This window comes from Bacillus sp. 16GRE42 (assembly GCF_019837435.1).
Lineage (GTDB): Bacteria > Bacillota > Bacilli > Bacillales > Bacillaceae_G > Bacillus_A > Bacillus_A wiedmannii.
The window spans coordinates 111241-126672 of record NZ_JADAXF010000002.1; the positions used below are offsets into that span (position 1 = coordinate 111241).

Consider the following 15432-nt stretch of genomic DNA (forward strand, 5'->3'; position numbering starts at 1 on the left):
TTCTCTCCTCCTTCACATAAGTTTCTACATATATAATATGTACCAGTAAAATAATATGTGTGACGGAGTATCTGTCTATTTTTGTCGGAAGTTTAAATTTTTAAAAAATTAAAAAAGAAAACCCTTCCATGCTATGATAATAAAGAAGAAGATTCTCATGGGGGAGGAATCAACATGGTATTAGGGGATTTAAAACAAGCGTTTTCTCAAAAAAAGGGGTATTACACAGAGAATGTAAATGAATTGTTAGACTTTGCGAGACATTGGTATCTCGAAGGAAAAATATGCATTTCAGATTACCGAACATTAATAAAAGAATTAGAAATAAACGGTGCAACAAAACCTACAACAATGACAGAAGCATAAAAAACAAGAGGGTTTCCCCTCTTGTTACTTACATTGCTCAATTATATTTTGCAAAGTATACGAAATGGCTTGATGTGTTTCAAAGAATCGCTTACCTTTACCTTTATTTACAAAACATTGCAACACATTTGTCTGTAAATTATCGTACACTTGATCAATTTGCTGTACATGTATATACTTCGGTTTTTCTTCCTTAATCCATTTATAAGCTAATTCTTTCCACACTTTTAATTCCTCATCTACCATATCTACAAATGGTTTCATATCCTTATAAAAATCGTACTCAATCATTTCTCTTTTTTTCACATTCGCTTCATTATTATACTGCATGAGTTTTTCTGAAGATTGTATTAATGCTTCATACTTCATTTTATTCCCACCTTATTATGCACTCACTACGACGTTTTGAAATGCCTTCACCCAATTCCCTTTTTCTTCGTGATGCACTAATTTATTTTCCATATGCTCAATATGCATTTCTGTTATTTCTATTTTATTGCATATTTTTTCACTCGTATCCTTCAATGCATGATTCATTCTAATCCCTATATTCATTTCCAGCAAATCGAGAGAACTTAACATTTGATCCATTGTTTTCATTACATCTTCCTTCTGAACCATCGCCATATACAAAACGCCCCCTTCTTTGCTTTTCCTTTGTCATGTAATTTCGCCGAATGACTCTTCACTCCTGCTCACATGACAAAACTAGTTGTTATTCGTCAAAGAAATCATTTTGTATGTCATTTATAGAAATGGTAACAATACAAAAAGGAGGTGTATGAAAATGGCAAAGAACAAAAACGAAAAAAAGAAAAAACAAAACAAACAAAATAAACCCGAGACTGGCAACCCTAAGTTAGATGGTCCAAACTTCCCTGCTACATAAAGTGAAACTTTAGCACTTTTACAAAAAGCTAATTTCTAAAGCATCCTTAATCTCTTAATTAAATTTTTAGCATACAGGGCAGGATTACTTCACATTAAGAAGTCCCGTCTTCATTTATGAAGACGGGACTTCTTTTTTATTATATCACGAACTCATCCATCCTTTTAACAAAACGATTTACGATAGAAGCAACATATATTTGCTCCCTCTTTCTTTTATACCATTCTGTTATATCAACTTCCCCCTTATACTCTTCCAGTAGAAACAACTCATTTATTTCCGTATCTCTACAAAACCAATCTCTCATACTTATTTCCTTATGTGCAACGACAGGATAAACCTCTCTAAGGGCTGGCGTACAAGATTTTCTAGCTTCTCTTACATAATATTCATAATCTGCTCTTGATCCTGTGTGTATAGTTTGCAATGCAAACCTATGGAATGAACTTTTATAATTCGGATGAAACAGTAACTCCGCTAGTTTCTGCCCTAGTTCTATACGCTTTTGTAACGTTTCAAATTGATAAACTGAAAAACCATACATCCTCCCTTCCACAGTCGGAAAAATAACAGCACTAATATGAAGCATTTCTTGCAATTTAAAAAGTGCAGTATGGAATACATGTTTTTTAAAATATGTATTCTCAATAACTGGTTTTTGAATTTTATTTTGCTCATTTATAATAAGCGCTGTCATGAGCCTATTTATATCTTTTTTTTCCCAAAAATAAATCCATTCTTTTTCCATAAAAATTGATACGTTAAAATATTGTAACAAATAGAATAGTGGTACCTGCCTCCTCTTACTTTCTTCGTATAACAATAGCTGAGGAAATGCATCTAAAAAAATAATCCAATTCGCTTCTTCATAAGTCAGAAACAAATGTTTTTTTACTGTTTGAGGTAAAACAGTAGCATAATATATCCCTTTTAAATCAGTCATATTCCATCCCGCATTTCTCGAGACCATACTTGCTAAAAAGGCCCACCTAATTTCACTGTTCCTTACATAATATTCTTGATAAGAGTGTGTTCGAGAAATGTTGTCCATATTAGCCATTTCTATTTTCCCCTTAATGTTATAAACGATTGTTTTTTCTTCGTCTGTACAAACCATATTTTTACGATATTGTTTAATTTTTGCATAATCATTCCATGTAAACATAAATAAGTCATCATACCTTTCTTCAAAAAGGTCACATCTTTTTTCATTTTTTGTTATAATCACCTTTGTAAGTAATTCTTAGCAAGTTGGGAGTGGACACACTATGACCATTCGTTACCCAAACGGAAAACGGTACAATCAAGCTTCACAACCTCATAAAACACCAATTAAAAAACATACTTATAGTAATAGAGGTATGTCCCTTGAAGAGGAATTGAATGAAACAAATGAATATTACTTAACCCATAATATTGCATGTGTACATAAAAAGCCTACACCTCTTCAAATTGTAAAAGTAGATTACCCCGCTCGAAGTGCTGCAGTGGTAAAAGAAGCGTATTTTAAACAACCTTCTACAACAGATTACAACGGTGTATACAAAGGGAAATACATCGATTTTGAAGCGAAAGAAACAAAAAATAAAACCAGCTTTCCACTTCAAAACTTCCACCTTCATCAAATTGAACATATGAAGCAAGTACTCGCTCATGATGGAATTGCATTTGTTATTATTAAATTTACACTTTTTGATGAACTTTATTTACTAGATGCAAAACATATTATTGCATTTTGGAATCGTCAAAATACTGGTGGACGGAAATCGATTACGAAAGAAGAAATAGAAGAGCATGGATCTTTATTATCATGCGGTTATCACCCTCGGATTGATTATATCCGTGTACTAGACACGGTTTATTTTTCGTGATAGAGTCATCACTAAGGCTCTTTTTTCGACTTTTGGGGAGAGAATGAAAGGTAGGAGAAAGTATAATGTCAGATAATTATCGTTCTCGTACAGAACGAAATCATGTAAAAAATCAAAAGCAAGAAACAAATAAAGAGAACAAACCAAAGAAAAAAGGCTCCTTTTTAAAAAAATTCCTTATAGGTTGTCTACTTCTTGGTATCGTTGGTCTTGTAGCTGGCGTTTCCGCTTTCTTTGTTATGGTGAAGGACGCTCCAAAATTAGACAAATCAAAACTTGTCAATCCTTTATCAACAAAGTTTCTTGATAAGAATGGGAACTTTTTCTATGAATACGGTGCTGAAAAACGAACCCACGTTACGTATGATCAAATTCCAAAGGTAGTTGAAAGTGCATTCCTTGCAACTGAGGATTCACGTTTCTATGATCATAATGGAATTGATTTTAAACGAACTACAAAAGCAGTTATGGAAAATGTCACTGGAGGCTTCGGATCTCAAGGTGGTAGTACGATTACACAACAAGTAGTCAAAAACTATTTTCTAACGATGGACAAAACTGCGAAGAGAAAAGTACAAGAATGGTACCTATCTTACAAATTAGAGCAACAATACTCTAAACATGAGATCTTAGAAATGTACTTAAATAAGATTAACTTAGGTAACCGTTCGTACGGTATTGCAACAGCAGCCAAAAAATATTATAACAAAGACTTAAAAGACTTACAGTTACATGAAGCTGCAATGCTTGCAGGTTTACCCCAAGGTCCTAATATTTATGACCCAACAAAACAAGACAACGTTGAACGAGCTACACAACGTCGTAACGTCGTATTATCATTAATGAATCGACATGGTTATATAACAAAAGATGAAATGAATAACGCAATGAAAATCTCTGTAACTGAGGGTCTTCAACCGTCTTCAGAAGTAACTGAGATGAAGTATCAAGCATTTTTAGATGCTGTTGTAAAAGAAGTTGAAAAAGAATATCCCGATATAAATATCGGTTCAGATGGTTTAACGATTCATACAACACTTGACCAAGATGCTCAAGATTACGCTGACAAAATTATGGATGGCAATCTCATTAAGTATCCTAACGATCAATTCCAAGGATCATTCGTATTTATGGATACACAATCTGGAGAAGTTCGAGCAATTGGAGCTGGGCGTAAAGAAAGTAAGTCTACTTTCAAAGGTCATAATATGGCCATTGATCTAAAACGCCAAGTTGGTTCAACAATGAAACCAATTTTCGACTACGGTCCAGCAATTGAGAATTTACAATGGTCTACATACCATCAATTAAATGACTCAGAGTATACGTATTCCAATGGTAAAAAAATACGAAATGCAACAAATAGTTACAAAGGTGACGTTTCACTACGTGAAGCTTTGAAAAAATCATTAAACATCCCGGCTTTAAAAACAGCCCAAGCGGTGGGTCTTCCTAAGTCACAAGCGTTTGCTGAAGGGTTGGGTATGACATTTAAAGACGGCAAAACATATGAATCAACAGCAATTGGTAGTAACGATAGTTCTCCATTAGAACTAGCAGGTGCATATGCCGCATTTGGTAATGACGGTGTATATAATAAGCCTCACTTCGTAAAAGAAGTCATCTTCCCAGACGGGAAAAAGAAAAACTTTAAGCCGAAAGAACAACGTGCAATGCACGACTATACAGCATATATGGTTACTGACGTACTTCGTGACGTAATAAGACCTGGTTCTGGTGGTACAGGTCCAACAGCATACGTTTCCGGTATAGACGTAGCTGGTAAAACAGGAACACAAAACTTTGATGAAGACGTTATAAAAAAATATGGTATCCCAGCTGATGCAAACAGAGATAGCTGGTTTGCTGGATATTCACCGCAATATACAATGGCGGTGTGGACTGGTTACGAAAAAGATAGCTCAGAAAATTACATTGGCGATCGCTCTACTAGAATTGCGCAACAAATGTTCCAAGTAATGATGAGCAAATTCGCTACAGATAAATCTCGTTTCGAACGCCCTTCTTCTGTACAAGAATTATATGGTGAATTGTACGTAAAAGGTGCTAAGAAAGATGCGGTTAAACAAATTAAAGTAGATGCACCTAGTGGTCTTAATGTCGCTTTCGATGGCGCTAGCACAGTTACACTAAACTGGTCTGGACCAGCAGAAGTTGATGCGTATGCAGCAAGCTATAAAGCAACTGACGGTTCAAGTGGTAGCCTATCAATAAGTGGTACGACAGCTACTCTTGGTGGTATTAAACCAGGCGTTACTTACAGCTTCTCTGTAGTAGCGAAAAAAGGTAATGGAACAAGCCCTGCAGTTGGTGCATCCTTCACTGCACCTGGCGGAACTCCAGACCCGAAAAAAGCTGAAGAAGAGGCTAAGAAGAAGGCTGAAGAAGAAGCTAAGAAAAAAGCTGATGAGGAAACTCAGAAAAAAGCTAATGAAGATAAACTAAAACAAGAAGAAGCTAAGAAAAAGGCTGATGAAGAACAGCGTAAACAACAAGAGCAACAGCAACAACAAGAACAACAACGTAAACAACAAGAAGAAGCTCAGAAAAAGGCTGCTGAAGAAGAAGCCGCTAGAAAGAAAGCCGAAGAAGAAGCTGCTAGAAAGAAAGCTGAAGAAGAGGCTGCTAGAAAAAAAGCTGAAGAAGAACAACACAAGCAACAAGAACAACAACAAAATACCGGAGGAGATACACCTCACGCAGACGGAAATGTTGTTACAACAGAATCTTAATACAAAAAAAGAAGTCCTTTCTCTTAACGAGAAAAGGACTTCTTTTTTGTTATCATTTTCTTTACATATAGCTTTTCTATTTCAATATACAACTGCGCTAACTGAATGTAGGAATGATAATTATTCGGTTTCTTTATAATGAACGAATATCGCTCCATAAAATTAACTGGTTGTACTTCAAATTTACTCGTATAAGCTTCCATTTCATTCAAACTATGAACAGGTTGCTCATTTAACCAAAATACAATCGATAACAAATGTGCCGCCAAAAGAATCATTGGACCTTCAGCTTCTTGCTTATTTCTGTTTCGAAATAGTGTAGCAATGTCTTCATGCTTACTTTTCCACACTTTCAACAGTACAGGAATACTATTTTCAATTTCATTCCATGGCTCATATTGTCTTTCAATATCATGTATAAAGTAAGTATTTTGTATTATTTCTTCAAAAGATTGGTCTGTGTGATACGTAATCGAATTCGCACTCTCTTTAAAAAATGGTACGCACCGAAACTCTTTCGGTATTTCTATAACTCGCTCCATCCTTTATTTCCCCTTCATTCGTTTCTTTCCTTCGCGACATATTTCTAGTAATCGGCACTCTTCACATTGTGGTCGTTGCGCCTTACAGTAATAACGTCCAAAGAAAATCATACGGTGGTGTGTAACTCCCCACTCATCCATTGGAATTTTCTTCATCAATGTCTTTTCCACTTCTAACACAGAATCTTTCCATCTACAAATTGCTAACCGTTTACTCACTCTCTCTACATGCGTATCAACAGCAATCGCTGGAATTCCAAATGCAACCGAAACAACTACATTCGCTGTCTTTCTTCCTACTCCTGGTAGTTTCGTCAGCTCGTCCCGGTCTTCTGGAACTTTCCCGTTATAATCATCTAGCAACATCTGGCACAATTTTTGAATGTTTTTCGCCTTATTTCTAAACAATCCGATGGAACGTATATCTTGTTGTAATTCTTCTAAAGACACACTTAAATAATCCTCTGGTGTTTTGTATTTTTGAAATAAATTTTTCGTCACTTTATTTACAAGTGCATCTGTACATTGTGCAGATAATGCCACCGCGATTACTAATTCAAACGGATTATCATGAATTAATTCACAATGTGCTTCTGGATACATATCCGCCATTGTGTCTAAACAATAGCGAATTTGCGTTTTATTTAACATATACTTCCTCCTACATTACTGCTCCAACCAATTATAAAAAGGCACTTTCCCAGTAAATTTCGTCTCTTGTTTTGTCGTTTGCTGCGTTCGTTGTTGATTTGCTCTAAATTTCCGTCCTTGGTTTTGGGCTTGATCTACTGTTTTAATACCATTCTTTTTCCACTCAAATAAAATACGATCAATATATCGGAAATTAAGCTTACCACTCATTACAGCTTCCCTGAGGGCCGCTTGAATTAAATTCGGATGATGTTGATCTTGATCTTCCCACATACCCAACGTTTCACATTCAAACGGAGAAAGTGGTCTTCCAAATTCTTTTTCAAATACTGTATATAAATTTACTTGCAGTTGTTTTATTTCTTTTTGTTCTTCCTCTATTGATTCGTTCATTAAGAAATGCAATATTTTTTCCCATAGCGGTTGTAAAGAATAACTTTCACAAATCATCGCTTCTGATTTTTGTCCACCTTCTAATGATAAAAAACCTTTTTGAATCAATGTCTGAATTACTTCCATACATTTCATTTCAGTAATCGTCATCCGTTCTGAAATCTCTGACGGAGTCGGGAACGAATTGCCCGATTCTAAAAATGTGTGTACATGAAGTACAACCATAAATTCCACTTCATTTAACCCTAATTTTTTATAATGCATCATAAGTAATTTTGGAATTGCAATGCTTCCCTGCTCAAACCACTGTAACATCATTTTCTTTTTCATCACCAAACACCTCGCTCTCTAGTATAACACACCTTTCGCTATTTCTTTTTGTCACAATTCGTCAAAAAAACCTCCCTATTATGTAGGAAGGTTTTTTGTATTGCGTTAATAAAATATACAATTAAGCTTGCACTTTACTTTTCATAAACGTATGAATGCGTTCTAATGCTTTCTCTACTTGTTCAAGAGATGTCGCATATGATAAACGAACATTATTTGGAGCACCAAATCCTGTACCTGGTACAAGAGCCACTTTTTCCTCTTCTAATAGAGCTTTTGCCCAATCATCTACAGTTTCGTATCCTGATAAAGCTACAGCTTCTTTTACATTAGGGAATAAGTAAAATGCACCTTGTGGTTTAATGCAAGTAAAGCCAGGGATTTGAATTAATTTATCATAAATAATGTTTAATCTTTCTTCAAATGCTTGACGCATTGTTTCTACAGGTTCTTGTGAGCCTGCATATGCTGCAATTGCGCCGTATTGAGCGATTGAAGTAGGGTTTGACGTACTATGACTCGCTAAGTTCGTCATCGCTTTAATAAGCTGCTTATTTCCTGCTGCATATCCAATACGCCATCCTGTCATAGAATGAGATTTAGATACACCATTAATAATAAGTGTTTGTTCTTTTAATGCATTAGAAAGCTGGGCAATCGAAGTATATTCTGCTCCACCATAAATTAATTTTTCATAAATTTCATCTGAAACGATTAAAATATCGTGTTCTAAACATACTTCTCCAAGCTGTTGTAATTCCTCTTTGCTATAAATCATTCCTGTTGGATTGCTCGGTGAATTAATAATAACTGCTTTCGTTTTCTCTGTAATTGCCTCACGCAGCTGCTTCGCTGTAATTTTGTACTCATTGTCTTCCAGGCCTTCTACGTAAACTGGCTTACCTCCAGCAAGCTTTACTTGCTCAGGATAACTTACCCAATAAGGAGTTGGGATGATAACTTCATCTCCTTCATCAAGCAACACTTGGAATAATGTATATAATGCATGCTTTGCACCGTTACATACAATAATTTCAGATGGATCATACGCAATTCCTTGATCACGTGTAAACTTCTTCACAATTTCTTGTTTTAACGCTTGTAATCCACCTGTTGGTGTATACTTCGTATGTCCTTCTAACATCGCTTTATGTGCAGCATCCATAATATGTTCTGGCGTATTAAAGTCAGGTTCTCCTGCCCCTAATCCAATTACATCATGACCTTCTGCTTTTAATGCTTGTGCCTTTGCTGTAATTTCTAAAGTTGCAGATGGTGTTAAAGCAGCTACTCGCTTTGCTAATTTCATTTGTAGTTCCCCCTACATCTATTTTTCAATGCTGTAATGACCAGCATAAGCCCCATTTTGAAACTCTAAATAATAATACGTATAACGATCTTCCTGATCAATATATGTAATTTCCCACAACGGAATATCGTTTTGAGCACCTAATTTTACTTTTATAATTTCTTTTGGCTTTGGCTTCGGCTCATCGCCTTTTCCTGTAGCTTGTTCAGCCAACTTTTGCAAAGCTTCTTTTTCAGGAATACCTTCACTCTTTTTCTTCACAAGGACATTCCCTTTTTTATTTGGCACCCAAACAATAATTTGTTCTCCTTTTTCGTCTACACCTTGTACGACTGTATATGAAGAATTTCCGTTATAATAATCTACAGATTTTACTTTTGTAAGCTTTGCCTTTTCTTTTGCAATTTCTACAGATTTTTCCTCTTTATGGATTTTCTTTTCCATTGCTTTATTATAAACATACGCCCCATATATTCCGCTAGCAACGATTACGATAACGATTGCAAAGATCCACTTTTTCATTGTATCACTACGTTCTGTAAATCGTAAATACAGCTGTTTCTTTATCTTTTTCGTCTAATGCTAATCCGAACATGAGGTCCTGCTCTTTTAACGTACGATTCAAACTATCAACGATTTTATACAAATCAGACGAATATTTAAGACGCGTCGTTGATAGGACTTCGATTTTCTTATCCATGAAAAAACTCCTCCGTTACACAAAAATTTCTAATTATAGAAGAACGCAATACGGTTACAATAAGAGTACATTCTTTACAACCCCTGCTTCATCACCCATCTATTATAGCAGGACATGTACTGCAAAAAAAGGTTTCAAGTCGAAAACCAATACATTTTGTATACAAGAAGTAAGAAAAATAAAATTCCTCCTACCCACATTTTTTACGCCTGAAGCTTAAATGTACTTCAGGCGTATTTTTCTTCCAATTTTATTTATTTGGCCGTTCCTTTAATTGTTCTAATAATTCTTCTAAAGGGCCTTCATAAAGCGGAACAGTTGGGATTGATTGTAAAAAACGTTTTCCATAAGAAGCGCTTGTCAAACGACGGTCTAATACAAATACTGTTCCGGTATCTGTACTTGTTCTAATTAGACGACCAAATCCTTGTTTGAAACGCAAGATTGCTTGCGGGAGTGCTAACTTAGCGAATACGTCCTGTCCTTGATTTTGTAACCACTCTCCTTTTGCTTCCATCATCGGTTGATGCGGAGGTGTAAAGGGAAGTCGTACAATAACAAGACAACTAAGGGCATCTCCAGGTATATCTATCCCTTCCCAAAAACTACTTGTTCCTAACAAAATCGATTTGTCGAACTCTTGAAATTTACGAATGAGACGACTTCGGCTCTTATTATTCACACTTTGCGTTAATAATAAATACCCCTCTAATTCCTCATCATTTTTCAAATTCGTATACGCTTCTTTCAACATCTCATAAGAAGTGAATAAAACAAGCATTCTACCTTTTGTAGCTTTCGCTATTTTTGCAATATGTGCCGACACAGATTCAATATATTCTTCATTACTTGCTTGCTTAATAAAAGGCACATCTGTTGAAACCATTAATTTCATCTGTTCTTCAAAACGGAATGGTGACGGAACCTGTAATGTATTGGGAGCAAAATCATGTAAACCTAGCTCTTCTTTTATATAGTCAAATGAATCGTTTACTGTTAACGTTGCTGATGTGAAAATAACACTCTTTTTCTGTGTTAAAAATTCATCCGCAAGCCTTTCACCAATATGAACAGGCTGTGCATATAAAACGGTTGAATGAATTGTCCCCTTCGTTTCAGTCTCCATCCATGTCACGTATGAATTTTTTTCTAAAATGAGTAATTGTAAAGATTGTTCCATCTTTCTCAACAACTCAATTAAATGCATAAATTCACCTGTAACAACATGCATCTCCCATTCTAATTTACTTTGCAATATATCAACTTGCTTCTCAAGTGTAGTCAATAATTTTCTTACATCGTATACAAAACGATTTGTTAACTCGGTAATGCTATCCCATAACTTACCTTTCTCTACTTCCGTGTTATATCGATAAATGAGTGGCATATTGCTTATCCCTTGTTCCTGCTTTGTTTGTTTAAAGATGAAAGCACGTAACATTTGGAATAGCTCATCCGCATCAAATTTCAATTCCTTCAAACTATGACTCACCATACGGAAAGTCGAACGAGAGGCTTGCTCTGATTTTTTCATCATTTTATATACTTTAGAAAGTACATCATCTGTTTCTAGCGTACCAAGACGAGATAAAACTAATTGAAAATACATACAGGAGAACTGTTCACCTAATGTTCTACTCGCCGCTTCCTCGATATGATGAGCTTCATCAAAAATAATATGTTCACATGAAGCAAATAGTGGTTCTTCGCTTGAAAAATCTTGAAATAATAACGCATGATTTGTAATAACGATATCTGCAAATAATGCTTTATTCTTTGCTCGTTGATAAAAACAACGGCTATACCAGTTGCTTTGCATCCCGCCTGGACTATGTACATCACTACAAATACGGTTCCAAAGTAACTTTCCGCCCTCAGGAATATTTAATTCATCACGATCGCCAGTTTCTGTTTGCAATAACCACACTAAAATTTTTGCCTTTGTGAGCGCCATATCATAATTTTTCTCTTCCTCTTGCAAAGCATATTCAAATTTATGTAGACAAAGATAATGCTTTCTTCCTTTCAAAAGAGCTACTTCAAATGAAAATGGCATTATTTTCTGTAATAATGGAATTTCTTTTTCTAATATTTGTTGTTGCAGTTGTACTGTTTGGGTACTTATGATGACAGGTTCTTCTTTTTTCGTTGCAAAATAAACACTTGGAAGTAAATATGCAAGAGTCTTCCCTGTTCCTGTTCCTGCTTCAATTAGTGAAAACCTAGAATCTCTTAGTGCTGTATATATTTCCTTCATCATAATCTGTTGGCTTTCTCTTTTTTCAAACTTTGGCATATTCAATTCAAGTTTATCGATTGCCTTATGCAAGAAAGCATCAAATTTAGATGAACATGTTTCACTGAGATTTAAAGCATAATTTCGTTTTCGAAGCGCAATATTTCGATATACTTCATACCCCTCTGCCCCTTTTCTACCATGCATCATTTTCTTTAAAATATTTTCAGAAAGTACATCCGCTATATCACTTTGAAAAACATCGCTCAATTCATAAAGCGATTGCAAGGTGACAAGTGGCAAATTTTCAATTTCATTTAAAAATTGTAAAAATAATTCCGCTGTTGCAAGAGCATCACTATCCGCACGATGCGGTTGATCGTGCTCTAATTCATGTTGTTTAGCTAAATCACGTAATTTATAACTATCAGCCGTCGGCAAAAGAATTTGCGCCAACTCAACTGTATCAACTTTCGGACAATGTACTTCTGTATATCCAGCACGCCTTAATTCTTCTGTTAAAAAATTCCAATCAAAGTGAACGTTATGTGCAACGAAAGCTGCACCTTGCAATAGCTCAACAACCATCGGGGCTACATCTTGAAATAACGGGGCTTGCTTAACCATACTCTCATCAATCCCTGTTAATTCTGTAATAAATGGCGGAATCTCTCTCTTCGGATTAATAAAAGATGAAAAAATCTCTAGTATCTCTCCATCTTCCACTACAACAGCTGCGATTTGGGTAATTTTATCCTTCCCGTCCTTCCAGGAGTTCCCTGTCGTCTCTAAATCCACAACGACATAACGTTTACTCATATATGTAACACCTCAATTTCTTACCTATCAAACACAAAATTATATAATGTTACTATACCACGTTTTATCTCATCTTAATGAAAAGATGCACAAAAAAGCTATCTCCGTAATAGAGATAGCCTTCTTACTTATAATATCGTACCCGCTTTTTCAGCGCCTAACATTTGGATAATTTGATTATCATCGTCTAATACTGCAATTTTCGGCTCTTGGTTATGAATATTTTCTTCTGCCACTAAACCGTAGCAAATAATAATAACTTTATCCCCTGGCTGTACAAGCCTTGCAGCTGCACCATTTAAACAAACAACACCGCTACCTCGTTCTCCTTTAATAACATATGTCTCTAAGCGAGCACCATTATTGTTATTTACAATTTGTACTTTTTCATTTTCTACAATATTTACTGCATCCATTAAATCTTCATCAATTGTAATACTACCTACATAATTTAAATTTGCTTCTGTTACCGTAGCGCGATGTAACTTCGCTCTCATCATTGTGCGAAACATAGATGCTCCCCCTTATTTAACCGTTAATGTTATATTGTCAATTAATCGTACATTCTCAAATTTAACTGCAATTGCTAAAATCATTCGTCCTTCAATTTTATCTATTACTTGTAGTGAAGGATAGGCATATAAATCAGCATAATCTACAGTGCCTTTCGTATACGTCTCAATATACTCTTTCACAAGAGTTGTAATGATTTCTGCATTACGTTCGCCTGCTTCAATTCTTTCTTTCGCTTTACATAGACTGCTGTATAAATGAGGAGCCTCTTCACGCTCTTCTTGTGATAAATACACGTTACGAGAACTTTTCGCTAATCCATCTACTTCCCTCACAATATCCACTGGTACGATCGTAACCGGGATATTAAAATCAGCGACAAATCCTTCAATGACAGCAACTTGCTGTGCATCTTTCATACCAAAATAAGCACGCGTTGGCAATGTAATATTAAATAGTTTCATTAGTACAGTCGCAACTCCAGCGAAATGACCAGGTCTTTGTTTGCCACATAATACATCAGTACGTTTCACAACTGCTACTGTTGTCGTTTGTTCTGCTGGATACATTTCTTCTACGCTCGGATAAAATAAATAATCTACACCGTTTTCTTTTGCTACATTTTCATCTCTATCAATATCACGAGGGTATCGATCTAAATCTTCATTCGGCCCAAACTGTAGTGGATTGACAAACACGCTTAAAACTACAATTTCATTTTCTGCTCTTGCCTTACGTAATAAAGTCGCATGACCTTCATGTAAATAACCCATCGTTGGAACAAAACCAATACTTTTTCCACTTATACGAAGTTCGTTTGTAATTTGCTGCATCTCTTGCACTGTAGTTACGATTTTCATTATTGTTTTCCTCCGTATAACGCTAAGCATTCTTCCTCTTTCATTGTGAACGAATGTTTTTCTTCTGGAAATTGTCCCGTCTTTACTTCAGTAACGTATTGTGAAATCCCTCGCACAATCTCCTCTTGAACAGACGTATATTGCTTCACAAATTTCGGAACACGATTTACGCCGTATGAGATAAGATCATGATAGACAAGTACTTGCCCATCTACTTTTTTCCCTGCTCCAATTCCAATCGTCGGAATTGTTAGTTGCTTCGAAATTAATTCCGCTAACTGCATTGGCACACATTCTAACACAAGCGCTATCGCACCAGCTTCCTCACATCTCTTCGCATCTTCTATTAATTTTTTTGCACTTTCAGCATCTTTCCCTTGTACTTTATACCCACCTAGTACTCCTACAGATTGAGGAGTTAAGCCTAAGTGTGCCACGACAGGAATTCCCGCATTCGTCAAGTAATGAATAGTTGATACCACTTCCCCTGCACCTTCTACCTTCAATGCATGAGCACCACTCTCTTGAACAATGCGGCGTGCATTCACCATCGTATCTTGAGGCGACACATGATACGACATAAATGGCATATCAGTTACAATAAACGTCTCTTTCGCTCCTCGGCGTACAGCTTTCGTATGATGAATCATATCCTCTACTGTGACAGGTACTGTTGAATCGTAGCCGAGCACAACCATCCCAAGGGAATCTCCAACTAGAATCATATCAACTTCAGCTTCTTCTGCTAACTTAGCAGATGGATAATCATACGCCGTTAGCATCGTAATCGGCTCACCTTGCTCTTTCATCTTCAAAAAATCTGTTTTTGTTTTCAAAAACTACTCCTCCTTTATACAGGAGAGAGGAGATGGCCGAAATCATATAAAAAACCCCTCTGGCCATAAAAGGGCAGAAGGGTTGTGTGTTAGTCGGCATTATTCATCCCTCTGTCCCAGTCCGTTATTGGATCAAGGCAGAATCCAAGTTATTATTTTTCGTATTGCTTCGAATCATGGTGCAGTTCGCTCTGATACTGCCCACATTCGAACTAATTATAGCAAACTCCAAAAAGGAATTACTACATTTTTTTGAAAAAATAATTTTTTATTCCCATTACGGTATGTAAAAATTTCATAACTAACGAACTCATAGAAAGGGTAAATAGCTTTTAGTTTATATGCATTGTATAACTCGTGAACT

Annotated in this window: 17 protein-coding genes; 4 read left to right on the top strand and 13 right to left on the bottom strand. The window is 35.8% G+C overall.

Features of this window, described 5'->3' with window-relative positions; genetic code table 11:
* The first annotated feature begins 174 nt into the window (after positions 1–174).
* Positions 175–366: a YppF family protein gene (locus ILS93_RS12785; protein WP_000242661.1), complete on the top strand. Its 192-nt coding sequence runs from the start codon at positions 175–177 to the stop codon at positions 364–366.
* A 24-nt stretch (positions 367–390) separates the two neighbouring features.
* Here the strand turns inward: ILS93_RS12785 and ILS93_RS12790 are convergent, their stop codons facing one another.
* Together ILS93_RS12790 and ILS93_RS12795 are read right to left on the bottom strand one after the other, a co-directional pair.
* Entirely contained in the window at positions 391–735 is a 345-nt protein-coding gene (locus tag ILS93_RS12790; RefSeq protein WP_000872967.1) for a YppE family protein, read from the bottom strand.
* A 15-nt stretch (positions 736–750) separates the two neighbouring features.
* Positions 751–993: a hypothetical protein gene (locus ILS93_RS12795; protein WP_001252042.1), complete on the bottom strand. Its 243-nt coding sequence runs from the start codon at positions 991–993 to the stop codon at positions 751–753.
* A gap of 85 nt (positions 994–1078) precedes the next feature.
* Between ILS93_RS12795 and ILS93_RS12800 the strand changes: the two genes are divergently transcribed.
* Positions 1079–1255, top strand: a complete 177-nt coding sequence (locus ILS93_RS12800) for a hypothetical protein (RefSeq protein ID WP_001982922.1) — start codon at positions 1079–1081, stop codon at positions 1253–1255.
* A gap of 139 nt (positions 1256–1394) precedes the next feature.
* Here ILS93_RS12800 and ILS93_RS12805 read toward each other — a convergent pair whose 3' ends face one another.
* Entirely contained in the window at positions 1395–2420 is a 1026-nt protein-coding gene (locus ILS93_RS12805) for a DUF2515 domain-containing protein (RefSeq protein WP_064476689.1), read from the bottom strand.
* A gap of 103 nt (positions 2421–2523) precedes the next feature.
* Between ILS93_RS12805 and recU the strand changes: the two genes are divergently transcribed.
* Positions 2524–3126, top strand: a complete 603-nt coding sequence (gene recU / locus ILS93_RS12810; RefSeq protein ID WP_064476602.1) for a Holliday junction resolvase RecU — start codon at positions 2524–2526, stop codon at positions 3124–3126.
* Positions 3127–3191: 65 nt separating this feature from the next.
* A complete protein-coding gene (locus tag ILS93_RS12815) occupies positions 3192–5879 on the top strand; it encodes a PBP1A family penicillin-binding protein (protein ID WP_088048409.1) in 2688 nt (895 codons plus the stop codon).
* 23 nt (positions 5880–5902) lie between these two features.
* On the opposite strand, the gene ILS93_RS12820 is transcribed toward ILS93_RS12815, so the two are convergent.
* From ILS93_RS12820 to panB, 10 genes are all read right to left on the bottom strand, one after another.
* Entirely contained in the window at positions 5903–6421 is a 519-nt protein-coding gene (locus ILS93_RS12820) for a YpoC family protein (RefSeq protein WP_222660655.1), read from the bottom strand.
* 3 nt (positions 6422–6424) lie between these two features.
* Complete coding sequence (gene nth, locus ILS93_RS12825; protein ID WP_002158563.1) at positions 6425–7072, bottom strand: endonuclease III; 648 nt, start codon at positions 7070–7072, stop codon at positions 6425–6427.
* Between the two features lie 15 nt (positions 7073–7087).
* On the bottom strand, positions 7088–7795 hold the full coding sequence (gene dnaD, locus ILS93_RS12830; RefSeq protein ID WP_064476605.1) for a DNA replication protein DnaD: 708 nt from the start codon (positions 7793–7795) through the stop codon (positions 7088–7090).
* A 121-nt stretch (positions 7796–7916) separates the two neighbouring features.
* Positions 7917–9104 (bottom strand): aspartate transaminase AspB, encoded by a 1188-nt coding sequence (gene aspB, locus ILS93_RS12835; protein WP_000761545.1) that lies wholly within the window; start codon positions 9102–9104, stop codon positions 7917–7919.
* A gap of 18 nt (positions 9105–9122) precedes the next feature.
* Positions 9123–9626: a cell wall elongation regulator TseB-like domain-containing protein gene (locus ILS93_RS12840; RefSeq protein ID WP_000758745.1), complete on the bottom strand. Its 504-nt coding sequence runs from the start codon at positions 9624–9626 to the stop codon at positions 9123–9125.
* Positions 9627–9633: 7 nt separating this feature from the next.
* Positions 9634–9804: a YpmA family protein gene (locus ILS93_RS12845; protein WP_000358354.1), complete on the bottom strand. Its 171-nt coding sequence runs from the start codon at positions 9802–9804 to the stop codon at positions 9634–9636.
* A gap of 250 nt (positions 9805–10054) precedes the next feature.
* On the bottom strand, positions 10055–12859 hold the full coding sequence (gene dinG, locus ILS93_RS12850; RefSeq protein WP_222660657.1) for an ATP-dependent DNA helicase DinG: 2805 nt from the start codon (positions 12857–12859) through the stop codon (positions 10055–10057).
* 128 nt (positions 12860–12987) lie between these two features.
* Positions 12988–13371, bottom strand: a complete 384-nt coding sequence (gene panD, locus ILS93_RS12855) for an aspartate 1-decarboxylase (RefSeq protein WP_000490178.1) — start codon at positions 13369–13371, stop codon at positions 12988–12990.
* 12 nt (positions 13372–13383) lie between these two features.
* Positions 13384–14232 carry a pantoate--beta-alanine ligase gene (gene panC, locus ILS93_RS12860; RefSeq protein ID WP_098092965.1) on the bottom strand — a complete coding sequence of 283 codons (849 nt, stop codon included), beginning with the start codon at positions 14230–14232 and terminating at the stop codon, positions 13384–13386.
* The gene (panB, locus tag ILS93_RS12865) at positions 14232–15068 is read right to left on the bottom strand and encodes a 3-methyl-2-oxobutanoate hydroxymethyltransferase (RefSeq protein WP_000853116.1); all 837 of its coding nucleotides are present in this window, start codon (positions 15066–15068) and stop codon (positions 14232–14234) included. The genes panC and panB overlap by 1 nt, the downstream gene beginning before the upstream one ends.
* Between the last annotated feature and the right edge of the window lie 364 nt (positions 15069–15432).

What these genes read in the sequence shown, in the direction of transcription:
- ILS93_RS12785 (WP_000242661.1), top strand. Translation starts at nt 175, where the DNA reads ATGGTATTAGGGGATTTAAAACAAGCGTTTTCTCAAAAAAAGGGGTAT.
- ILS93_RS12790 (WP_000872967.1), bottom strand. Translation starts at nt 735, where the DNA reads ATGAAGTATGAAGCATTAATACAATCTTCAGAAAAACTCATGCAGTAT.
- ILS93_RS12795 (WP_001252042.1), bottom strand. Translation starts at nt 993, where the DNA reads ATGGCGATGGTTCAGAAGGAAGATGTAATGAAAACAATGGATCAAATG.
- ILS93_RS12805 (WP_064476689.1), bottom strand. Translation starts at nt 2,420, where the DNA reads ATGTTTACATGGAATGATTATGCAAAAATTAAACAATATCGTAAAAAT.
- recU (WP_064476602.1), top strand. Translation starts at nt 2,524, where the DNA reads ATGACCATTCGTTACCCAAACGGAAAACGGTACAATCAAGCTTCACAA.
- ILS93_RS12815 (WP_088048409.1), top strand. Translation starts at nt 3,192, where the DNA reads ATGTCAGATAATTATCGTTCTCGTACAGAACGAAATCATGTAAAAAAT.
- ILS93_RS12820 (WP_222660655.1), bottom strand. Translation starts at nt 6,421, where the DNA reads ATGGAGCGAGTTATAGAAATACCGAAAGAGTTTCGGTGCGTACCATTT.
- nth (WP_002158563.1), bottom strand. Translation starts at nt 7,072, where the DNA reads ATGTTAAATAAAACGCAAATTCGCTATTGTTTAGACACAATGGCGGAT.
- dnaD (WP_064476605.1), bottom strand. Translation starts at nt 7,795, where the DNA reads ATGAAAAAGAAAATGATGTTACAGTGGTTTGAGCAGGGAAGCATTGCA.
- aspB (WP_000761545.1), bottom strand. Translation starts at nt 9,104, where the DNA reads ATGAAATTAGCAAAGCGAGTAGCTGCTTTAACACCATCTGCAACTTTA.
- ILS93_RS12840 (WP_000758745.1), bottom strand. Translation starts at nt 9,626, where the DNA reads ATGAAAAAGTGGATCTTTGCAATCGTTATCGTAATCGTTGCTAGCGGA.
- ILS93_RS12845 (WP_000358354.1), bottom strand. Translation starts at nt 9,804, where the DNA reads ATGGATAAGAAAATCGAAGTCCTATCAACGACGCGTCTTAAATATTCG.
- dinG (WP_222660657.1), bottom strand. Translation starts at nt 12,859, where the DNA reads ATGAGTAAACGTTATGTCGTTGTGGATTTAGAGACGACAGGGAACTCC.
- panD (WP_000490178.1), bottom strand. Translation starts at nt 13,371, where the DNA reads ATGTTTCGCACAATGATGAGAGCGAAGTTACATCGCGCTACGGTAACA.
- panC (WP_098092965.1), bottom strand. Translation starts at nt 14,232, where the DNA reads ATGAAAATCGTAACTACAGTGCAAGAGATGCAGCAAATTACAAACGAA.